At 68.8% G+C, this 20,674-nt stretch carries 16 protein-coding genes, 1 tRNA gene and 2 pseudogenes; 12 read left to right on the forward strand and 7 right to left on the reverse strand.

Annotated features, from left to right (window positions below):
* Positions 1-14: 14 nt before the first annotated feature.
* Both pepN and ABD262_RS00820 read left to right on the forward strand, forming a co-directional pair.
* A complete protein-coding gene (gene pepN, locus ABD262_RS00815; RefSeq protein WP_344129725.1) occupies positions 15-2,486 on the forward strand; it encodes an aminopeptidase N in 2,472 nt (823 codons plus the stop codon).
* 186 nt (positions 2,487-2,672) lie between these two features.
* Complete coding sequence (locus ABD262_RS00820; protein WP_344129728.1) at positions 2,673-3,650, forward strand: serine/threonine-protein kinase; 978 nt, start codon at positions 2,673-2,675, stop codon at positions 3,648-3,650.
* A gap of 122 nt (positions 3,651-3,772) precedes the next feature.
* On the opposite strand, the gene ABD262_RS00825 is transcribed toward ABD262_RS00820, so the two are convergent.
* Positions 3,773-4,273, reverse strand: a complete 501-nt coding sequence (locus tag ABD262_RS00825) for a YajQ family cyclic di-GMP-binding protein (RefSeq protein WP_344129731.1) — start codon at positions 4,271-4,273, stop codon at positions 3,773-3,775.
* 101 nt (positions 4,274-4,374) lie between these two features.
* On the opposite strand from ABD262_RS00825, the gene ABD262_RS00830 reads away from it, so the two are divergent.
* Positions 4,375-4,458, forward strand: a tRNA-Tyr gene (locus ABD262_RS00830).
* A 286-nt stretch (positions 4,459-4,744) separates the two neighbouring features.
* On the opposite strand, the gene ABD262_RS00835 is transcribed toward ABD262_RS00830, so the two are convergent.
* Together ABD262_RS00835 and ABD262_RS00840 are read right to left on the reverse strand one after the other, a co-directional pair.
* Positions 4,745-5,296: a VapC50 family PIN domain-containing toxin gene (locus tag ABD262_RS00835; protein WP_344129734.1), complete on the reverse strand. Its 552-nt coding sequence runs from the start codon at positions 5,294-5,296 to the stop codon at positions 4,745-4,747.
* 1 nt (position 5,297) lies between these two features.
* Positions 5,298-5,750 (reverse strand): helix-turn-helix domain-containing protein, encoded by a 453-nt coding sequence (locus tag ABD262_RS00840; RefSeq protein ID WP_344129737.1) that lies wholly within the window; start codon positions 5,748-5,750, stop codon positions 5,298-5,300.
* Positions 5,751-6,007: 257 nt separating this feature from the next.
* On the opposite strand from ABD262_RS00840, the gene ABD262_RS00845 reads away from it, so the two are divergent.
* The 6 genes and pseudogenes from ABD262_RS00845 (at position 6,008) to ABD262_RS00870 (ending at position 11,777) form a co-directional block, all read left to right on the forward strand.
* Positions 6,008-7,291 (forward strand): ABC transporter substrate-binding protein, encoded by a 1,284-nt coding sequence (locus ABD262_RS00845; protein WP_344129740.1) that lies wholly within the window; start codon positions 6,008-6,010, stop codon positions 7,289-7,291.
* A complete protein-coding gene (locus ABD262_RS00850; RefSeq protein ID WP_344129743.1) occupies positions 7,288-8,301 on the forward strand; it encodes a carbohydrate ABC transporter permease in 1,014 nt (337 codons plus the stop codon). The genes ABD262_RS00845 and ABD262_RS00850 overlap by 4 nt, the downstream gene beginning before the upstream one ends.
* Positions 8,302-8,333: 32 nt before the next feature.
* On the forward strand, positions 8,334-9,116 hold the full coding sequence (locus ABD262_RS00855) for a carbohydrate ABC transporter permease (protein WP_344134470.1): 783 nt from the start codon (positions 8,334-8,336) through the stop codon (positions 9,114-9,116).
* A gap of 8 nt (positions 9,117-9,124) precedes the next feature.
* Entirely contained in the window at positions 9,125-10,501 is a 1,377-nt protein-coding gene (locus ABD262_RS00860; RefSeq protein WP_344129746.1) for a glycoside hydrolase family 13 protein, read from the forward strand.
* Positions 10,485-11,558 (forward strand): LacI family DNA-binding transcriptional regulator, encoded by a 1,074-nt coding sequence (locus ABD262_RS00865; protein WP_344129749.1) that lies wholly within the window; start codon positions 10,485-10,487, stop codon positions 11,556-11,558. The genes ABD262_RS00860 and ABD262_RS00865 overlap by 17 nt, the downstream gene beginning before the upstream one ends.
* 142 nt (positions 11,559-11,700) lie before the next feature.
* A pseudogene (locus ABD262_RS00870) lies at positions 11,701-11,777 on the forward strand.
* A gap of 425 nt (positions 11,778-12,202) precedes the next feature.
* On the opposite strand, the pseudogene ABD262_RS00875 reads toward ABD262_RS00870, so the two are convergent.
* Together ABD262_RS00875 and ABD262_RS00880 are read right to left on the reverse strand one after the other, a co-directional pair.
* Positions 12,203-12,799, reverse strand: a pseudogene (locus ABD262_RS00875) (molybdopterin-dependent oxidoreductase); the annotation flags it as partial.
* Positions 12,800-12,873: 74 nt separating this feature from the next.
* Positions 12,874-15,408, reverse strand: a complete 2,535-nt coding sequence (locus ABD262_RS00880) for a glycoside hydrolase family 32 protein (protein ID WP_344129752.1) — start codon at positions 15,406-15,408, stop codon at positions 12,874-12,876.
* A gap of 225 nt (positions 15,409-15,633) precedes the next feature.
* Between ABD262_RS00880 and ppk2 the strand changes: the two genes are divergently transcribed.
* Positions 15,634-16,443, forward strand: coding sequence for a polyphosphate kinase 2 (gene ppk2 / locus ABD262_RS00885; RefSeq protein WP_344129755.1), 810 nt, complete (start codon positions 15,634-15,636; stop codon positions 16,441-16,443).
* Between the two features lie 66 nt (positions 16,444-16,509).
* Here ppk2 and ABD262_RS00890 read toward each other — a convergent pair whose 3' ends face one another.
* Positions 16,510-16,716, reverse strand: coding sequence for a hypothetical protein (locus tag ABD262_RS00890; RefSeq protein WP_344129758.1), 207 nt, complete (start codon positions 16,714-16,716; stop codon positions 16,510-16,512).
* 138 nt (positions 16,717-16,854) lie between these two features.
* On the opposite strand from ABD262_RS00890, the gene ABD262_RS00895 reads away from it, so the two are divergent.
* A complete protein-coding gene (locus tag ABD262_RS00895; RefSeq protein ID WP_344134473.1) occupies positions 16,855-17,277 on the forward strand; it encodes an Hsp20/alpha crystallin family protein in 423 nt (140 codons plus the stop codon).
* Positions 17,278-17,939: 662 nt separating this feature from the next.
* Positions 17,940-18,737 carry a ribosome hibernation promotion factor gene (locus ABD262_RS00900; RefSeq protein ID WP_344129761.1) on the forward strand — a complete coding sequence of 266 codons (798 nt, stop codon included), beginning with the start codon at positions 17,940-17,942 and terminating at the stop codon, positions 18,735-18,737.
* Between the two features lie 378 nt (positions 18,738-19,115).
* Here the strand turns inward: ABD262_RS00900 and ABD262_RS00905 are convergent, their stop codons facing one another.
* On the reverse strand, positions 19,116-20,597 hold the full coding sequence (locus ABD262_RS00905; RefSeq protein WP_344129764.1) for an alpha/beta hydrolase: 1,482 nt from the start codon (positions 20,595-20,597) through the stop codon (positions 19,116-19,118).
* Between the last annotated feature and the right edge of the window lie 77 nt (positions 20,598-20,674).

Genomic DNA, 20,674 nt, shown 5'->3' on the forward strand with positions numbered 1-20,674 from the left:
GTTGAATCGGTCGCATGCCCTCGCTGACCCGGACCGAAGCACATCGACGTTCCGAGCTCCTGACCGTGACGAGCATGGCGGTGGACCTCGACCTCGACCAGGGCGAGCAGACCTTCGGCTCCCGGTCGAGGATCTCCTTCGACTGCGCGGAGCCCGGCGCCACCACCTTCGTCGACGTCCTGCCGGTCGAGCTCACCGCCGTGGTGCTCAACGGCCGGGCCCTCGACGCCGCCGCGCTGGTGGACGGCCGCGTGGAGCTGGCCGACCTCGAGGCGACCAACGTCCTCGAGGTCGAGGCGACGATGGCCTACAGCCGCGACGGGCAGGGGCTGCACCGCGCGGTCGACCCGGCCGACGGTGAGCACTACGTCTACGGACACCTGTTCCTCGACGCCGCTCCACGCGTCTTCGCGTGCTTCGACCAGCCCGACCTCAAGGCCCCCTACGCGGTGACCGTGGCGGCACCCGAGGGATGGCTGGTCCTCGGCAACGGCGCGGCCACCAAGGTCTCGCCCGGTCGCTGGGAGCTCGCGCAGACCCGGCCGCTGGCCACGTACTTCGTCACCGTCTGCGCCGGCCCCTACGCGTCCGTGCTCGACGAGCACGACGGCATACCCCTCGGCATCCACGCGCGCGCCTCGTTGCGGACCCACCTCGAGCGCGAGGCCGGCCAGATGCTCGAGGTGACCCGCGCGAGCTTCGACTACTACCACTCGCTGTTCGGGATCCGGTACCCGTTCGGGGAGTACCACCAGGTGTTCGTGCCCGAGTTCAACGCCGGCGCGATGGAGAACCCCGGCTGCGTCACGTTCCGCGACACCATGGTGTTCCGGGGCGCGGCCGCCCGCGACGAGGTGCTCGCCCGCACCAACACCATCGCCCACGAGATGGCCCACATGTGGTTCGGCGACCTGGTCACGATGCAGTGGTGGGACGACCTGTGGCTCAACGAGTCCTTCGCCGAGTACATGGCCCACCGCACCTGCGTCGCGGCGACCGAGTTCACCGACGCGTGGGTCGACTCGACCGTGGCCCGCAAGGCGTGGGGGTATGCCGCGGAGCGCACCCCGTCGACGCACCCGGTGGCCGGCTCAGCGGCGCCCGACGCGCAGGCGGCGCTGCAGGACTTCGACGGCATCTCCTACGCGAAGGGGGCCGCGACGCTGCGCCAGCTCATCGCGCACATCGGTGACGACGCCTTCATCGCCGGGGTCGGCGACTACCTGCGCCGGCACTCCTACGGCAACGGGACGCTGGCCGACTTCATGGGCTTCATGGAGCGGGCGAGCGGGCAGTCGCTGACCGACTGGAGCGCCGCGTGGCTGCTGACCGCCGGGGTGGACGTGATCTCCGTCGACCGCGCCGACGGTGCGGTGGAGCGCACCGTGCCCGCCCGGTTCCCGGCCGACCGACCGCACACGATGGATGTCGCCGGGTTCACCGGCGGCGCCGAGGTGTTCCGGGTGCCCGTGACGATCACCGCGGACCGCACGGTGGTCGAGGCCCTGCGCGACGCTCCGGCCGCCGACCTCGTCGTCCCCAACGCGGCCGACCTCACCTGGGCCACCGTGACCCTCGACCCCGAGTCGGTGGCGGCCGTCCCGACTGCCTTGGCCACGGTGCCCGACGTGCAGGCCCGGGCCGTGGTGTGGATCGCGCTGGTCGACGGGGTCTGCCTCGGCACGGTGGACCCGCGGGTGCTCGTCCGGACCTTCGGCCACGCGTGGCCGGTCGAGGACAACGACTCGGTGCTCAGCCGCACGTCGCTGGCCCTGCTGGGCCGGATCATCCCGACCTTCCTCCCGCCGGCCGAGCAGGGCTGGGCCGAAGGGGTCGTGGCGGCCTGCGCCGAGCAGGTCCTCGCCGCGGCACCGCCCGGCTCGACCCGCGCCCTGGTGGCGGCGAGGACGGTGGCGCGCGCCTCCAGCGACGAGACGCTCCTGCGGGCGTGGGCGGCGGCCAAGGACCGTCCTGCCGGGCTGGAGGAGGACTCCGACTTCGGGTGGATCGCGGTGCGCAACCTGGCCGCCAGGGGACTGGTCGACGAGGACTTCGTCGAGGGTCGCCGCTCCGACGACGACACTCTCCAGGGCCGCCTCAACGCGCTCATGGCCCGCGCCGCGATGCCCAGTGCGGACGCCAAGGCGTGGGCGTGGACCGAGCTCACCGACAACCGATCACGGTCGAACTACGAGCTGAATGCGCTGGCCCAGGGGTTCTGGCTGGCCGACGACCTCGCCGTCGTGCGCCCGTATGCCGAGCGCTACTTCACCGACGTGCCGGCCATGACCGAGTGGGTGGGGGAGGACGCCATGGCCCGCGTCGCGACCCTGGCCTACCCCGGCCGGGTGGTCGAGGAAGCCACGGTCGAGCGCAGCGAGGCCGCGCTCGGCGGGGGCGGGCTCAGCGCCGGGGTGCGCCGGTCGATGGTCGACGCCGAGTCGCAGCTGCGCGAGGCGCTGCGCTCGCGAGCCATCTTCGGCTGAGGCCTGTGCCACCTCGAACCCCCGTCGGCGTCACCTCGGCCACGTCCGTGCAGGTCAGCGGGCCGCAAGGGAGGTCGTTGGGGTGGTTTGCCGCCCATTTGGGGGTATCGTTGCCCCTGGCGTGGCCCCAGGGATGTCAGTTGACGTTCAGCTCCGTCTAACGGAGGTCTGGATGGGTAGCACTCGATGAATCGACTGACTGAAGGCTTCGTGCTCGGCGAGCGGTACCTGCTCGGAGCCCGGATCGCCTCCGGAGGTATGGCCGACGTCTGGGCCGGCACCGACGAGGTCCTGCAGCGCTCCGTGGCCGTCAAGGTGATGCGTCCCGACACCGGGCACGAGGAGCTCTTCGCCCTCCGGTTCCGTGACGAGGCCGTGCACTCGGCCGCGCTCCTGCACACGAACATCGCCACCGTGTTCGACTACGGCGAGGACGACGGCCTGGCCTACCTCGTGATGGAGCTGGTCAAGGGCGAGCCGCTGTCCCTCCTGCTCAAGCGCCGCGGGCCCCTCGACCCGGCGGAGGTGCGCTCGCTCATCGGGCAGGCCGCCCTGGCGCTGGGCGTGGCCCACGAGGCCCGCGTGATCCACCGCGACATCAAACCCGCCAACATCCTCGTCCGCCCCGACGGGCTGGTGAAGCTGACCGACTTCGGCATCGCCCGTGCCCTCGACGCGGCCGGTCACACGCGGGCCGGCGAGATGCTGGGCACCCCCGACTACATCAGTCCCGAACAGGCCCTCGGCGAGGGCGCAACCGGCGCGAGCGACCTCTACTCACTGGGTGTCGTGGCGCACGAGATGCTCTCCGGCCGCAAGCCCTTCGACCGGGGCACCCCGATCGCGACGGCGCTGAGCCACGTCAACGAACCCCCGCCGCCGCTCCCGGACGGCGTCCCGGAGGACCTGGCATCCCTCGTCACGGACTGTCTCTCGAAGGATCCTGCGGACCGGCCCGCGAACGCCCGCGAGGTCGCCTCCCGCGTCGGCCTCGGTGACCACGAGCTGGCCGGGCTCGCCCTCGGCCTGGCTCGGACGCTCGACAGCTGGCTCGAGGACGACTCACCCGACACCGACGGCTCGGTCATCCGCTTCCCCGACCTCGGGGGCCCGACGATGGCCATGGAGACCGGGACGGACGGCGCAGCGCCCGGCACCGCCTGACCGCGGCGGGATACCTCACCCTCATCGGGTCTTGGGGCAAAGGGCGGCTGCACCCCGGAACGTTCTCGGGGGGAAGCCGCCCTTTCCCGGGTGGAGCGCCGTGAGCGCCCTCGGCGCCGCGGTCAGCGGTAGTTGGTGAACTGGATCGCGAAGTCGAGGTCGTCCTTGCTCTTGAGCAGCGCCTGGACGGCCTGCAGGTCGTCGCGCGACTTGCTCGTGACGCGCAGCTCGTCGCCCTGGATCTGCGACTTCACCGACTTCGGGCCCTCGTCACGGATGATCTTGCCGACCTTCTTGGCGTTCTCCTGCGAGATGCCTTCCTGCAGGCCGACCTCGAGCCGGTACTCCTTGCCGGACAGCTGTGGACCGCGCTCGGGCACGTCGAGGTGCTTGAGCGAGACCTTGCGCTTGACCAGCCAGGTCTGGAACACGTCGAGGACGGCGTTGGCGCGCTCCTCGGTGTTCGCCTTGATGACGACCTTGTCCTCGCCGCTGGCCTCGATGGACGCGCCGACGTTCTTGAAGTCGTAGCGGGTGGCCACCTCGCGCGCTGCGCTGTTGAGGGCGTTGGCGACCTCCTGGTGGTCGATCTTGCTGACGATGTCGAACGAGCTGTCGGCCATGGTGGCGTGTCCTTCCTGGGCGTCACGCGGCAGTCACCCGGTCGGGTGGCCACCGGTTTCGGCATTCGTGGTTGTCCTTGCTATCCTTCCACGCGCACCAAGGCAGGTTGCCCGAGCGGCCAATGGGAGTGGACTGTAAATCCATCGCGAAAGCTTCGAAGGTTCGAATCCTTCACCTGCCACCACGTGCACGAGAGGGCATCTGACCTGCGGAAACGCGGATCAGATGCCCTCTGCTATTACCCAGTAGGGGTATGTGAGGCAGGAGCATTTACAGCCGAGACTGCAGGCCTCTGACCTGCGGAAACGCGGCGCCGGTTTGGCCCCGCGGGGAATGCGCGGGGAAATCTGGGTGTCAACGGCCGTGACAGTCGGACTCCCGCGCCGGTGACCTGCATGAACCCGCGGGGTGGGGGTATGCAATCGCGATGGAGTTTCGCACCATGGCGGTTCTTGCTGCCGCGGGGGAAGCTATCGCCGCAAGGCGGCCGCGGACTGGACGAGCCCGTCCCGCTCGAGGGCAGCGATGATGTCGGCCACGGTTCCCGGTGGGTTCGTCCATGAATCGGCGATGCGTTGCACAGCGCCGTAGACCGCGTCGCGGTTGAGGTCGAGCTGGTCGAGGACGAAATCGTCGGGTGACTTGGCTTCGATGTCCCAGGTCTGCAAGGCGTCCGCGGGGAAGTCGGCCAGGTTGTTGGTGACAATCACCTGGGCACGGGCCCGGATGGCTGCGGCAAGAACGTGGCGGTCATCCGGGTCAGGCAATGGCAGGCCCTCGATCAGTGACTCGTAGCCGGTGACGCGGCAGTCTCGGACAGCGCGGTTCATCAGGTCGCGGGTGCGGTCCAGTCTGGCCGGGTCGAGGTCAGGCCTATTCGCGCGCAGGTTGGTGAACACCTCGTCGAGGATCTGGTCGGTCCACTTGGCCTGCACCAGACCGGTTTGGGCGATCCGTATGAGGAGGTCGCGAAGGGTGCTCGGGTATAGCACGTTGGCGTCGTAGACGACGACGAACCCCACGTCAGAGCAGGCCCATCTCTTGGCTGATCCGCGTCAGCTCGTCTGCGGCATCGCGACCCTGCTGGTCATCGCGAGCGATGTAGGCCATCAGGGAAGCCGCCTTGACCCGTCGGTGCTTACCCACCTTGCGGTGCTCGATCTTGCCGTCTTCGAGCAGTCCGATCAGGAACGGCCGGCTCACATTGAGCAGCTCCGCAGCCTGCTGGGTCGTCAGTTCTGCATGCGACGGCACGACCGACACGCCTTCGCCTGCCGCCATGTGGGCAAGGATCCGAGCCAGGAGCTCGACCGCGCCGCGCGGGACGACGAGCGTCTCCGACTCCCCGGCAACCTCGAGCCGAATCGCCCTGTCCGTGTGAGCCGCGAGGTAGGCCCTCACATGAGGCAGGGCCTCGACGGCATTGGTCATGTCAGAGTCGTCGGGTTGGACAGGCGAAAGGGCCAAGGCGCTCATGGGTCGATGCTCCTAATGTGAGTACTACCATTATTCGCAATAAACGAAGCAGGCGCAATAGGTGCTCCGCTCCCAGGGCGTCACACCGCCCCCGAACGAGGAGGAGCGGCGGCTTCGGGCCGCGTCAGCCAGAAGGCCGGGCGGTCTCGGCCACGACGACCAAGCTGTTCTCGCGAAGAGCCGGACAACCCTTGACAAACGGTCCGGACAGGTCCATGGTTTCGGCAACTAACACGTGTTACTAACCGGAGGATCACATGACAACGAAGTCTGTCCGAGTTGGCATCGCGCTCGCGGCCATGGTGGGCGTCCTGGCCACTGCAGCGTGCGGCGGCACGCCCGCCAGCGATGCCGCTTCCAAGTCCGGCGGCAAGGCGGAGCTCACTGTCTGGCACTATTGGGACGGCAACAACGCGGACACCTTCGCGTCGATGGCCAAGACCTACGAAGCAGCGCACCCGACCACCACGATCAAGCTCGTCAACGTCCCCGGTGCGGACCTGTTGACCAAGCTGCAGGCCGCGGCTCAGTCGCGCACTCTGCCGGATGTGGTCATCGGCGACCTCGTCACGGTGCCGCGGATGGCCCAGACCGGCAAGGCCGTCGACCTCAAGGGCCTGGTGCCCGCGTCCACCTGGTCGGATGTCTACCCCGAGATGCTCAAGTTCGGCAGCAAGGACGGAAAGCAGGTCTCCATCCCGGTGTCATCGAACACGTTGGCCTGGATGTACAACAAGACCGACTTCACCAAGGCCGGACTCGACCCCGCCAACCCGCCCAAGACGTGGGAGGAGGTGCAGGCCGCGTCGGCGAAGATCCGCGCCAAGACCGGCAAGCCAGGCTTCGAGCTCTTCACCACTCCCGGCACCGACGGTGAGGGCGTGACCTGGAACTTCCAGGTGTCGCTGTGGCAGGCGGGCGGGGAGTTCCTCAACGCCGACAACACCAAGGCTGCTTTCAACTCGGCGTCGGGCAAGAAGGCGCTGCAGTACTGGGTCGACCTGGTGAAGAGCAAGGACAGCCCCCTTGCTCCGTGGGGTGAGTTCGAGAAGGGCAAGGCGTCCTCGGCCCAGGAGGGTTCGTGGATGGCAGGCATCTGGAAGCCCAAGCCCCCGTTCGACTTCGGAGTGGCCCAGATCCCCAGCCCGTCGGACGGCCAGCCGGCCACGAACATGGGTGGCGAGCAGGCTGTCGTGTTCGCTCCGGACAAGGCCGAGCAGAAGGCCGCTGCTGACTTCCTGACCTGGTTCGTCGACCCGGCGCAGAACCTCTCGTGGAGCGAGAAGACCGGCTTCCTGCCCGTGCGCAAGTCCGTCGCGGACTCGGCGGCATACAAGGAGTTCGTCAAGACCACCCTTCCCGAGCTGCAGCCGTTCGTGGACGCCCTGCCCACGGCGAAGGCTCGTCCGGCCACGCCGCTTTACCCGCAGGTGTCCCTCGCCTTCGCCAAGCAGATCGAGCAGGCCCTGCACGGCAAGTCGGTCGAGTCCGCCCTCGCGGACGCCGAGTCCGAGGTCAACACGATCCTCGCCGGCAAGTGACGGGCCGCGTGGTGGGCACGTCGATGGTGAAGTCTCCGCCCCCTGGAGACGCCGTCGGCCTGCCCACCACGCCTCCGTCCTCCGCGAGCCAGTCAGACGAGGCCAGCCACGCCGAGACGCCGAAGCGCCTCCGCACCCGCACGCGCTACAACCGCGGTGAGGTGCTCACCGCGGCGCTGTGCCTGGCGCCCGCACTGGTGGTCATCGGGCTGTTCGTCGTCTACCCGCTCATCTCGACCGGCCTGCTGTCCCTGACGGATTGGGACGGACTCACCCCCGACAAGCCCTTCGTGGGCCTCGACAACTACATCAAGCTGGCCGGGGACGCGTCGTTCCGAAACTCGATGCTCGTCACGGTCCTCTACGGCCTGGGGGTGTGCGCGCTGAGTGTCCTCACTGGCATCGGCGGCGCAACCCTGCTGAACGGGGCGTTCCGCGGCCGGGCCGTCTACCGGACCGCGTTCTTCCTCCCCGTGGTCACCTCGTCGATCGCGGCGGCCGCGGTGTGGCGCTACCTCTTCGACGTCTCCGGTCCGGTGAACGCCGGGCTCTCGGCGCTGGGCCTGGGGTCGCCGAGCTGGCTGGGTGACCCGCACCTGGCCTTGGTGAGCTTGACCCTCCTCACGGTCTGGAAGCAGCTGGGGCTCAACACCGTCCTCTACCTGACTGCGCTGCAGACCATTCCTGCCCAGGTCTACGAGGCGGCCTCCCTGGATGGCGCCAGCGCGTGGCAACGGATGCGGCACATCACCGTCCCCCTTCTCGCGCCGATGACGTTCTTCGTCGTCGTCCAGGCGCTGGTGACGACGTTCCAGAGCTTCGACCTCGTCTACCAGCTCACCGCCGGTGGGCCGTTGGGCGGCACCGAGGTGGTGGGCTTCCTCGTCTACCGGACGGCGTTCGTCACCGGCCAGTTCGGCTACGGCGCGACCATCGCGTATGCCGGGTTCGCCCTCGTCTTCGCCCTCACCTGGATCCAGTGGCGACTCGGTGGACGGGGTGAGTCATGAGGGCGCCATTGAGGCTGGCCGGCCGACACCTGGTGCTGTTGGTCATCAGCCTGGCGGTGGTGGCCCCCTTCGCATGGATGCTGACGACCAGCCTCAAGACCGTCGACAAGGTCAACGTGGCGCCGTACTTCATTCCCGCGCAGTTCGAGTGGGGAAACTTCCCCCAAGCTCTCGCCGCCGCCCCGTTCGCCCGCTACTACCTCAACTCCGTCGTGATGGCGGGCGGCATCGTCGTCGGCCATCTGGTGCTCGACACGCTCGCCGCCTACGCCTTGTCTCGGTTGCGGTTCCCCGGTCGCAACGCTGTCTTCCTCGGCCTCGTGGCCACCATGCTCGTGCCGACGTTTCTCACGATTCTGCCGGCGTTCGACCTGGTCATCCGTTTCGGTTGGTTCAACACCTACGCCGCGCTGATCGTGCCGAGGCTGGCCGACGTGTTCGGGATCGTCGTGCTGCGCAGTTACCTCATGTCTCTTCCGCGCGAGCTGGACGAGGCGGCGCGGATCGATGGCGCCAACCGGATCCAGGTGCTCACGAAAGTGCTCCTGCCGTTGTGCAAGCCTGCCCTCGCCAGCGTTGCGGTCTTCAGCTTCCTCTTCGCCTGGAACGACTTCCTCTGGCCGCTGCTGGTGACGAGTGACGACCAGTACCGCACCATCCAGCTCGGCCTCGCCGCGTTCACGAGCAAGTACGGCCCGTATCCCCACTACTTGATGGCGGGGACGGTCATCGCGGCCGCCCCGGCCATCGTCATCTTCCTCTACCTGCAGCGAAGCCTGGTCCGCGGACTTGCCGCGACCGGAGTCAAGGAGTGAACAGCCCGATGCCCCTGCCTTCTACCCCTGGTCCCGACTGGGTCCGCGATGCCGTGTTCTACCAGATCTTCCCGGAGCGCTTCGACAACGCAGACCCCGCAACGGATCCCGAGGGGGTCGTCCCGTGGGGAAGTGCACCCACTCGCGACAACGTGATGGGCGGTGACCTCCCGGGCATCACACGCAGGCTCGGCCACCTCGAGGCGATGGGGGTTACTGCGCTCTACCTGACGCCGGTGTTCAGCTCGTCGACCAATCACCGCTACGACGCCACCGACTACTACTCGATCGACCCGCGACTCGGTGGGCAGGAGGCCTTTGGCACCTTCCTCGACGCCGCTCACGAGAAGGACATCCGCGTCCTGCTCGACGCGGTATTCCACCACTGTGGCTACGACCACCCGTTCTTCCAGGATGTCGTCGCCAAGGAGGGCCAGTCGGATTACATCAACTGGTTCCTCGTCCAGGACTTCCCGGTCAGCCCCCACCCGGTCCCGAACTACCAGACCTGTTCGGGCTGTTGGTACCTGCCCAAGCTCAACGTGCAGAACCCGCAGGTCCGAGAGCACCTCTTCGGCGCTGTTCAGAAGTGGATGAACTCGGGGATTGACGGCTGGCGCCTCGACGTCCCCTACATGCTCGAGAACGAGCCGTTCTGGGAGCAGTTCCGGGCCGTCGTCAAGGCCCACGACCCGTCCCAGTACATCGTCGCCGAGGTGTGGGAGAAGGCCAGCGAGTGGACGACCGGTGCCACGTCCGACGCCGCGATGAACTACCGGCTGCGCGACGCCATCCTGTCGTTCGTGTCGGAGTGGCGCGGCGGTGGTGAGGCCTTCGCCGCCGAGCTCGCGGCCATCGACACCGAGATCCCGGCCGAGCGCAAGGGGCTCATGCTCAACCTCCTGGGCAGCCACGACACAGAGCGGGTCCTGACCCACGTCGGTGGCGACGTGGCCGCGGCCAAGCTCGCCTACGCCCTGTTGTTCACTGCCGAGGGCGCCCCGATGGTCTACTACGGCGACGAGGTGGGGATGACCGGCTTCAACGACCCCGACTGCCGCGGTGCGATGCTGTGGGACGAACTGGACTGGGACTTCGGGCTGCTCCAGTGGCTGACCACCCTTGCCCGCCTGCGTCGCGAGAACGTCGCGCTGCGGCGTGGCATTGAGTCGACGCTCCAGGCGACGGAGAACACCATCGTGAGGCTTCGGCACCACGAGAATGGTGACGTGCTTGTCGTGGCGAACCGCGCGAGGACTGAAGACTGCATTGCGATCCAAGGCCACGCCGGTCGCGGGGGAGTAGATCTACTGACGGGCCAACGGGTGTCGTGCGACGCCATCCGGGTGCCTGGAATGGGGGTGTCGGTTGTCCGGCTCGACTGAGGGACCCAAGCGGGCCACGTCGAAGGAGGTCGCCGAGGCGGCTGGAGTCTCCCGCACCTCGGTGTCCTTCGCGTTCAACGACCCGTCGCGGCTGTCCGAGGCGACTAGGGACAAGATCCTGCGCATTGCTGCCGAGGTCGGGTATCGTCCGGACCCGCTGGCGCGGATGCTCGTCAACGGGCGCACCCACTCGTTGGGAATCCTTCTGCCGCAAGACATCTCGCAAGCCATGGAGAATCCCTACTACGCCCAGTTCCTCATTGGAGTGGGGCAGGTGTGCAACGAGGAGGGCTACACCCTTCTGCTCGCCCCGCCGCTTCGCAACTCGATGCTCGAGGCCATCCCGTATGCCGCGGTCGACGGTTTCATCGTGGCGGGGCTCGAGCGCGACCGCGGCGAGGTCGCGGAGCTGGAGCGTCGCGGGGTGCCGTTCGTGCTGGTCGACAGCGAGAGCACCGAGAACCTCCCGAGCGTGGAGGTGGACGACCGGACGGGCGCCGCCGCCATGATGGTGCACCTCATCGAGCTGGGGCACCGCCGCATCACCGTGCTCGCCTTCGACGCAGGGCCCGATGCCGGCCACGACCGGGGCCCCGGGGGCTTCCGAGGTCCGCTGGGGCGTCGGATGGCTGGCATCGACGATGCACTGGCGGCTGCCGGCCTCAGCAGCGACGACGTCGGGCTCCAGATCGTCGAAGCACCTTGCACTCGGCGCGAAGGTTACAAGGCAGGTCTGCGCATCCTGGACGAGCAGAACCGCCCGACGGTCGTCTTCGCCCTGTCGGACATCCTCGCCGCGGGAGTGCTCGACGCCGCGTACGAACTCGGCCTCGATGTGCCGTCCCAGGTATCGGTCGCCGGGTACGACGACCAGCCGGAGGCGGTCTGGCTCCGGCCTCGACTGACGACCGTGCGGCAGCCCATCGAGGCCAAGGGCCGCGTCGCCGCCGACTTCCTCGTCAGCGCCATCCGCGGCAATGCCCGCCACCCCCACCAGAAGCTGCACACTTCCCTGATAGTCAGAGAGTCAACCGCACCGCCATCTCGCATCAACTAACACGAACATGAGCGACCGTGATGGCGACAGCCAGTGAGCGCGGCGATCAGGCGGTGATGGTCCGGGTGTGCTCGAAAGACGACGTCTGGCGTCGAGTGTCTGTGGGGAAATCGCGGCGAAGTCCGCCGACGAGCCGTGAAGCGGCAGGTGAGCGGACGGCATACGTCGGTCTGTAAATCCATCGAGAAAGCTTCGAAGGTTCGAATCCTTCACCTGCCACCCAGTGCACCAGAGGGCGTCTGACCCGCGGAAACGCAGGTCGGGGGCCCTCTGCCTGTACCGGTTGGGGGATCCGCCGCCCTCTGTTGTTTCCCGGCAGGGATATCTGGCGCAGGAAGATCTGCGGCCATTTCGCCAGGCCTCTGACCTGCGGAAACACGGCACGCGCGGTTGAGCGCGCGGACACCTGCGCCGGTGACCTGCACGGACCGGTGGGGGTGGGGCGTCCCGGGCCCGTCGTCTGCGGGTCGACGTCCCCTAGGGTCGGGGAAACGGGTCCGACCCGTGGAGGGATTGAGCCATGTGCCACTACTGCGGGTGTCGAGAGATGCCTTTGATCCGGGACTACATCGCTGAGCACGAGCGGGCGATCAACCTCGCTGGCGACGCTGTGCGCGCCATCGACCGCGGTGAGCTGGCCGCGGCGAGTAGCCGGTGATCGGGCGAACCTTCTCCTGACCGACGTAGTGGGCCCAGCCGCCGCCGTTGACACCTTGGCAGCCGGTGAGGTTGGTGAGGGTGAGGAAGGCGCGGTAGATCGTGTCGGAGTGGAACCAGTGGTTCGTGCCGGCGCCCATGACGATCATGGACCGGCCCTTGGACTCCTCGGCGTTCTGGGCGAACTCGCGCCCGATCCGAGCGGCAGTGGCGGCCGGCACTCCCGTGATGGCCTCTTGCCAGGCGGGCGTGTACGGCGACTGTGCGTCGTCGTAACCCCTGTTGTCACCGGTTGGCCAGACCCCCGGAAGGGCCTGGCCCTGGTGCGACCGGCCGACCCCGTACTGCGCGAGGAGCAGGTCGTAGACGGTGGTGACCAGGTGACCTTCGACGCGGCGCACCGGTACGCCCCGAGGGAGGTCGGCGGCCGCGCCGTCAGGGGTGTCGAAACGCGGCATACGGACGACGACGGACTCGGTCGCGGTGTCCAGGAGCGAAAGGACTGGATCGACGTCGCCGAGCTCGAGGTTCCAGCTGCCCACCCCCGCCTCGCCGTACCGATGGCCCCGACTCTCGTCGGTCACTGCCTCCCGATGCGTCATGGACGGGAGGGGCGGCCAGTGCAGCGGCTGGAAATGCACTGGCCGCCTCGAACCGGTCAGGGGCGGATGGGTGTCACCTTGATGTCGACTGCCTTGGCAGTCCCGCCCACCGCGTAGGCAGCGACACCCGTCGCCGCGCTAGGCGGGTAGATGAGGTCGGTGACAGAGATCTGACCGTCCTCGGCCAGGACCTCGACCGAGCTGCGATCGAGGTATGCCGTGAAGGTCACCTCACCGTCGCGCACCGTCACCGGCGCCTCCTCCACGCTGGGGAAGAGCGGGTTGAACGAGACGTTGCCGCTGCGGGTCCGGTCGACGACCAGCGTGCCGTCGCGACGGACCCCGATCCTGGTGCCCACGGCGCCGTCAGCGCTGCGCCGCAGCACGACGCCTGCCTCGGACGCCGAGCCCAGGGCGACGCGGACCTCGACCCGGGCCACCGTCGCGGCGAGCCCGGTCGGCGTCACCCCGGCCGCGACCGAACGCTGCTTGGCCTGTTGCTTGTCTCGGTTGACGGTGACCGCATCGACCCCCGGGACCGGTGTCTGGCGGAGGCGCGGTCCCGCCTCGGTCGTGACGAGGGACAGCCTGCGGGGCATCGTCATCTGGCCGCGCCACGTGTCGGTGGGCACGTCACCGGCGTACTGCCAGTTGTTCATCCAGCTGATGGTGGTGCGCTGGTTGTCGGGCAGCCCGTTGAAGGTCACGCCGGCGTAGTTGTCGCGTCCGAAGTCGACCCAGCTGGCACGGTCGGTCCCGCTCTTGGCCGGTGCCGCCGCGAGCATGAACTGGTCGGCGAGGATGTGGCCCCACCCGCCGGAGCTGTGGTCGACGACCGTGATCTGTGCAGTCCTGCCCTGCAGGTCACTGAGGTCCCACGCGGCCCAGTCGAGGGCCTCGCTGTCGGACCCCGTGCTGGATCGCACGACCTCGCCGCCGACGACGAGGTTGACCGTCGTCTGGGTGTCGCGCGGGCCGGCTGCCGTGTCGGAGAACCGGATGTCGTCCACCATGAGGTGTCCCCAGTCGCCGCCGCTGTGGTCGTCCCGGACCACGATCCGGGCCTGCTTGCCCACCAGTGCCCTGGCGTCGAGGTGGCGCCAGTCCATCTCACCGGAGTTGTTGCCGGTCACCGACCCGACGACCTGTCCGCCCGAGACGAGCTCGACGACGGTTGGGCCACTCGTCCCGGCCGGGTGTGTGCCTCCTGCGACGAGGAGGTTGACGTAACCCTTGGTCACGGTGAACTCGGGCGACACGAAGGTGCCCACGGCGAGGTCGCACTTGTCCGGCACCACGCACGTGTCGAGCACCTTGTCACCCTGGTGGTAGGGCAGGCCCGAGGTGGTCGCGCCGAAGCCGACGAAGTCCCCCGTGGCGCTCCACCCGGCGGGCAGGTGCGTCGCCGGGTCGAGGTCCTCGAAGTCGGTGAAGACCTCGCCGCCAGGGTCGCCCTGGGTCGCGCCGGCGACTGCCTCGTGGTGGCCACCGCCGATGAGGAAGTTGAGGTACCTCTGGTCGATCGTGAACTTCGGGGAGGTCAGCTCGCCCTGGGCGCCGTCGAAGTCGATGAAGCTGTTCGCGAGGTGCTCGCCCACGTAGCCGGAGACGGGCTGCTGGCCCGGCAGGGTGCCGGATGCGGGCTGAGACCCGAACGCGGTCCCGGTCGGGGTCCACCCGGCATACCCGTTCTCGAATCCCTGGAGGAGCGTGCCGGCGGGAGGCTGGTAGCTGGCGGGCCCGTCCGGCGTGAACGTCGTTCCGTCGAAGTCGCCAACGAAGTACTGGGTGCCCGAGCCGCCGGCGATCCCGCCTGGGTTGAGGCTGACGATCATGACCCACTTGACGTTGCCCGGGTCGCCGTCCAGGGCCAGCGGGAAGAGGTCCGGGCACTCCCACGCGCCGCCGATGGCGTCGCGGGGGCCGAATGCGGAGAGCCGGGTCCACTGCTTGAGGTCGGCGGAGCGCCAGATCAGGACCTTGTGCTCGTTGGCGATCACCGACACCATCCGCCACTCCTTGGCGGGCGCGTACCAGAAGACCTTGGGGTCGCGGAACTCGCGCGACCCGATGTCGATGACCGGGTTGCCCGAGTACTTGGTCCACGTCTGACCGTCGTCGTTCGAGTACGCCAATGACTGTGCCTGGATCCCATCGCGGCCGCTGGCGGCCGTGTAGGCGCTGGTGTACATCGCCACGAGTGGGGGGTTCGTCACCGTGCCGAAGCCCGAACTGTTGGTCTTGTCGATGACGACCGAGCCGGAGAACACTCCCTCGTTGGCGTCGAACGGGATGGCGACCGGTTGCTCCTCCCAGTGGACGAGGTCCGTGCTCGTCGCATGGCCCCAGGACATGTTGCCCCAGACATTGCCGAGCGGGTTGTGCTGGAAGAAGAGGTGGTAGACGCCCTTGGAGAAGATGAGCCCGTTCGGGTCGTTCATCCAGTTCTTCGACGGGCTGAAATGGTACGCGGGGCGGTGTTGCGGTGTGTCCGCCACCGCGGGCGCCGCACCGAGGGCGGCGAGGACCGCGAGGACCAACGGGACGACGGCGAGCGGCCGGCGCAAAGGTGAACGAGTACGGACAGACATGGACGAACCTCCGGGATGACAACGTTGTCATGGGGGAGTTTGCGGGGAGATCGCTCGTAGGTCAAGAAATGCGTGCCGCATGGTGGGACGACTCGGTGGGCGCTCGGGGCTGGCCACCTGCACGGGCTCGAGTGGGCTCATTCGGCAGTCTCGGGCGGTGGCGACGGTGGCTGATCGCTGGGTCGGTGGGTCCCGGCGGCTCCGGCGCGCCCTTACGATCGGTGCATGGCAGCGGGACCCGGGGGACGGTCGACCAGGACCGACGTGTTCGAGGTGGAGCTGTTCCGGCTCCAGGCGGAGCTGGTCAAGGTCCAGGAGTGGGTCAAGGCCGAGAAGCAGCGAGTCGTGGTCGTCTTCGAGGGTCGAGACGCTGCCGGCAAGGGCGGCACGATCAAGCGGATCACCGAGTACCTCAGCCCCCGCAACGTGCGGATCGCGGCATTGCCGACGCCGACGGAGCGCGAGAGGTCCCAGTGGTACTTTCAGCGCTACATCGAGTACCTGCCGGCAGCGGGTGAGATCACCCTGTTCGACCGGTCCTGGTACAACCGTGCGGGGGTCGAGAGGGTGATGGGCTACTGCACACCGCAGGAGCACCGGCGGTTCCTGCACCAGTGCCCGATCTTCGAGCGGCTCCTCGTCGAGGACGGGATCCTGCTGCGCAAGTACTGGTTCTCGGTCAGCGACTCCGAGCAGCAGCGACGCTTCAAGTCCCGGCTCAGCGACCCGATGCGGCAGTGGAAGCTCTCCCCGATGGACCTCGAGTCGATCACCCGCTGGGAGGCATACTCCCGCGCCAAGGACGAGATGATGGTGCACACCGACATCCCCGAGGCGCCCTGGTACGTCGTGGAGTCCGACTCCAAGAAGCGCGCCCGGCTCAACATGATCGCCCACCTCCTCTCGACCATCCCGTACGTCGACGTGCCACCGCCGACCCTGACGCTGCCCAAGCGTCCCGCGCCGACCGGCTATGAGCGGCCGCCGCGGGAGCAGACGACCTACGTGCCGGACCACTCCGCCACGCTCGGCTGACCGGCGATCCACTGGGGAGGCTCACAGCGTCGTCGGAGCAGCCGTGTCGGACGCGGCGGTCGTCGGTCATCGCGCGTCGGGTGCGTACTCCTCGTCGGGATCGTCGAGCACCGCCTGGGCCTGCTCCAGGCGGTCGCCCTCGTCCGCGTCCGGGGCTTCCGAGGCCGGCCACTCCGGTTCCTGGTCGGCTCCCGGGTCAGCCGCCCGTTCCTGTTCGAGCCGGTCCGTGCCCGGGATCTCCGTGCTCGCGTCGTCGTCACGACTGTGGCTCATGGTCGAACCTCCATCTCGGGCCGGGCCTTGCGTTGCTATGCACTTAGTGCTACATAAAACCTATAGCGCTCGCCATAGATCTGCAACGGATCTGGCGATGCTCGGGAGCATCAGGACGACACGATGGAGGTGAAGACGATGCTGATGCGCACCGACCCCTTCCGCGAGCTGGACCGGCTCACCCAACAGGCCTTTGGCACCCTCGCCAGGCCATCGACGATGCTGATGGATGCCTGGCGTGACGGCGACGTGTTCCACGTCGAGTTCGACCTGCCCGGTGTCAGCCAGGACTCGATCGACATCGACGTGGAACGCAACGTGGTCACCGTCAAGGCTGAGCGGCCGGACCGGGCCAGCGACGCGGAGCTGATCGCCGCGGAGCGCCCACGCGGGGTGTTCAGCCGGCAGCTCGTGCTCGGGGACAACCTCGACACCGAACGGATCCAGGCCAGCTACGACGCGGGAGTGCTCACCCTGCAGATCCCGGTCGCTGATCACGCTAAGCCGCGCAAGATCGAGATCAGCAGCCGGAACGAGGGCCAGCGCGCCATCACCGCCTGATCCGAGGTGGTGTGGCCATGCTCGCCATCCCTGTGAGCGGAGCCGACGGCTGTGCTGCGCGCGACGGCGCCCTGCTCGGCCTGGATGAGCAGTTCCTCGAGCTGATGTGCGCGGACGAGGAGCTTTTGCAGGCTGAGTTCGACGCCATCATCGCCGAGGAGTGGCCGGACAGTTCCCCTCCGACCGACCTCCCGGCCGAGTCCTCAGGCGACAGCTCGCGGCCGAGTGGGCCTCGGCTGACGCGCGCGGGCCCGACGACCCCGCGTCGGCCCCACCATCCCGGGACCGACGGGTGGAGTCGGCAACGCTCGCCCCCGACGCGCACGCGGGCTCACGACCAGCGGACGAAGGCTCGCGACCAGCGAACCAAGACCATGGACTGACCAGGAGGTGGTTGCCTGACACACAGCACGAACCATCCGTGGTGGAGGTGGTCCCGGTCCACAGCGACCGGGCCGCCTCCACCGAGCTGAACCCTCCACCGAGCTGAACCCTCCACCGAGCTGAACCCTCCGACGCTGGACCCTCCGAGTAGGCGGTGAGCGGCGGACGACGTGCCTTCACCGGAGTGGGGACCTTGGCCACTGCCGTCGCGGGTCGTGCCTTGGTTGCATGGACTCGGCCCTCAGTGGCCCAGGTCCATCGTCGAAGGAGGAGGACTGATGAGCGTCACGACGAGGTCGGTCCCGGTGCAGGTGACCCGAAGGGGCAACGTCGGCAGTGGCACCGTGCCCTACGCCCGCAAGAAGATCCAGCGGGCGCTGGGTCTGGGTCGTGAGCCGATGACGCACGCCCACGTCGTGCTGGAATGGCGTCGCGACCCGGCCATCGAGCGACCTGCCCTGGCCGAGGCGACGGTCGACGTCGACGGCACCATCGTGCGGGCGACCTCGGTGGCTCCCACCATGGTCGAAGCGGTCGACGACCTCGAGGGCCGCCTGCGCCGCCAGCTGGTCCAGCTCGAGGGCCGCACGCGCACCCGGCACCGTTGGACGGCGCTGGCCTCGGAGCACGAGTGGCGCCATGGCGACCTGCCGCGCCGTCGGGCGGCGCACTTCCCGCGGCCGGCCGAGAGCCGGGAGGTCGTCCGGCGCAAGTCCTTCACCAGCGCGCCGATGACCGTCGACGAGGCGGCCTACGAGATGGACCTGCTGGACCACGACTTCTTCGTCTACACGGACGTGGACACCGGGAAGCCCGCCCTGGTCCACCGGCTCGACAGCGGCGGCTACGGCATACAGGGTGCGGCACCGCAGCCCGGGTCGACCCCGAGGGCCACCATCGTCCAGGAGCCTGCTCCGCCCATCCTGACCGATGACGAGGCGCGGGCCAGGCTCGACGCGGATGACGAGCCCTTCGTGTTCTACCTGGACGAGGCGACCGGCGAAGGACGGGTCATCTACCTGCGGTACGACGGGCAGTACGGCATCGTCACCGAGCGGGCTGAACCGCGCCCGTAGGTCGAGGTCAGGGAGGGACCGAACCCGGGGTCAGGGAGGGACCGGACCCGGGACAGGACCAAGGTCCCTGCCCGCAGCCCCGGGCCACGCGCACCATGGGAAGTGGCCTGCGAGACGGGCGAGGGAGCCGAAGGCTGAGAGGCCAGCACGGTTAAGACCAGCTGGCGACCCCCACAACCTGATCCGGACAATGCCGGCGAAGGGAAATCGCCTCGCAGGTCCCTGCGTGCCCAGTGGGCCGGCTCGCGTGCCCTGTTGGCTGGCTCGCGTGCCCAGTGGGCTGGCTGCGCGTTGCCCAGTGGGGTGGCTGCGTGGCTACCTGGCTCCGTCTTCGGCCCCCCGCCGCCGCATGACAATCCAGCGCGCCGAGTGGCCTGATCACGACAGGCGGAAGGGCAGCGGCCGTGCCGTCCGCGCACACGACACGTCCAGGTCCTTGGCGCTGCCGGCGTCGAGGAACGCCGCGACGAGGGAGGGCAGGCACCCCAGTTGGCCGACGACGTGCTGCTGGGTGGGCACCACGACGACGCGGCTGTTCGGCTGCTGGGCCGGCACCTCCACCAGGTTGGCCGGCGGGTCCTGGGGGTCGCCGTCGGCGACGAGCCAGAGGACCGGAAGCGTCGTGTGGACCGCAGCCGCGTCGTCCGCCGGGACGAGGCCCGTCGGGAGGCGCCTGCACATGGCTTCTCGCCGGCCGGCAGCCGCCAGCTCACGCGGCAGTGCGTAGCTGCCGGCACTGAGGCGGTTCACCCCTGCGGGGGTGAACCTGGCCCACGCCTCCGAGCACAGGATCTCGTCGGCCATCACCAAGGTGGGACCGCCGGACGGCGGGGTGCCGATGAGCTGGGCAGCCGGGACCCACTGGCCGCGGGCGGCGAGGTGCAGGGCCAGCGGGACCCGCGCTGCGCTGGCCTCGGTCAGGAGGGCGGAGTGCACGGCGTCGGCGAGCTTGACCCGGTCGATGACGGCCGTCTCGTGGGAAGCGGGGTCGGTGATCGTGAGTGGGGTCGCCAACCGAGCGAGCAACGACTGCCACTCAGTGGCCAGGTGGGGGAACGCCCGATGGCAGGCCGCGTCATCGGCGCACCGGCGGAACAGCAGGTCGAGAGCTGCTTGGCTGCTGTGCCCCAGCAGCTCCAGGACGGGCACGTCGACGGGGCTCGACCCGTCGAGGACGACCGCCCGGACCCGTCCCTCGTGCTGACGCAGGTAGTACTGGGCCACGGTCCCGCCGTAGGACGTTCCGTACAGGTCGACCTGGCGGTAGCCGAGCGCCTCCCGCACGTCGTCGAGGTCGTCGGCCGCCGCCGCCGTCGTGTAGAAGCGGGGATCGGCGTCGATCGACCCGAGAGCGTCGCGGGACCAACGGGACAGGCGCGCGTCGGCAGCTCGTGTCGACAGCCCGGTCGGGTCCGGCATCTCGGGCAGTGTCAGCCGGTTGGAGTCGCCGGTGCCGCGTTGGTCGACCAGGACGATGTCGCGCCTGGCGTGGACTTCCTTGAACACCGACGGCAACCACGCGAAGAACTGCGTCGCGGCCTCGCCGGGTCCCCCGGCCAGGAGGAACAGGGGAACGGCGTCACGGCCGGCAGCGACGGCGGGGACGACGGCGACCCGCAGCTCGACGGTGCGTCCGCCGGTGCCCGACCTGTCCTCCCGCACCGGCAGCGCACCGCAGAGGGCCTGCGCCTGCGCCTTCACCGGCGACTCGCCCTTGATGGTGCACGCCACCAGCGGCCTACCGGCGAGGGTCCTGGACGACGGCGTCGACTTGCTGCCCTGGTCCGCGCCGGTCTGCGTGCAGCCGGAGATGAGGCACAGTGCGGCAGCGAGTGATGCGCCTGTGCGCAGACGTCCCATGGTCCACCCCCGAGCTGGGTCTCGTGCAGTGCAGCTCGTGCCGCGCGCTCCCGCCGATGCGCCTCCCCTCAGGGTCG

It is taken from the genome of Pedococcus bigeumensis (genome assembly GCF_039531795.1).
GTDB classification, from domain to species: Bacteria; Actinomycetota; Actinomycetes; order Actinomycetales; family Dermatophilaceae; genus Pedococcus; species Pedococcus bigeumensis.

What these genes read in the sequence shown, in the direction of transcription:
- pepN (WP_344129725.1), top strand. Translation starts at nt 15, where the DNA reads ATGCCCTCGCTGACCCGGACCGAAGCACATCGACGTTCCGAGCTCCTG.
- ABD262_RS00820 (WP_344129728.1), top strand. Translation starts at nt 2,673, where the DNA reads ATGAATCGACTGACTGAAGGCTTCGTGCTCGGCGAGCGGTACCTGCTC.
- ABD262_RS00825 (WP_344129731.1), bottom strand. Translation starts at nt 4,273, where the DNA reads ATGGCCGACAGCTCGTTCGACATCGTCAGCAAGATCGACCACCAGGAG.
- ABD262_RS00840 (WP_344129737.1), bottom strand. Translation starts at nt 5,750, where the DNA reads ATGAGCGCCTTGGCCCTTTCGCCTGTCCAACCCGACGACTCTGACATG.
- ABD262_RS00845 (WP_344129740.1), top strand. Translation starts at nt 6,008, where the DNA reads ATGACAACGAAGTCTGTCCGAGTTGGCATCGCGCTCGCGGCCATGGTG.
- ABD262_RS00860 (WP_344129746.1), top strand. Translation starts at nt 9,125, where the DNA reads ATGCCCCTGCCTTCTACCCCTGGTCCCGACTGGGTCCGCGATGCCGTG.
- ABD262_RS00880 (WP_344129752.1), bottom strand. Translation starts at nt 15,408, where the DNA reads ATGTCTGTCCGTACTCGTTCACCTTTGCGCCGGCCGCTCGCCGTCGTC.
- ppk2 (WP_344129755.1), top strand. Translation starts at nt 15,634, where the DNA reads ATGGCAGCGGGACCCGGGGGACGGTCGACCAGGACCGACGTGTTCGAG.
- ABD262_RS00890 (WP_344129758.1), bottom strand. Translation starts at nt 16,716, where the DNA reads ATGAGCCACAGTCGTGACGACGACGCGAGCACGGAGATCCCGGGCACG.
- ABD262_RS00895 (WP_344134473.1), top strand. Translation starts at nt 16,855, where the DNA reads ATGCTGATGCGCACCGACCCCTTCCGCGAGCTGGACCGGCTCACCCAA.
- ABD262_RS00900 (WP_344129761.1), top strand. Translation starts at nt 17,940, where the DNA reads ATGAGCGTCACGACGAGGTCGGTCCCGGTGCAGGTGACCCGAAGGGGC.
- ABD262_RS00905 (WP_344129764.1), bottom strand. Translation starts at nt 20,597, where the DNA reads ATGGGACGTCTGCGCACAGGCGCATCACTCGCTGCCGCACTGTGCCTC.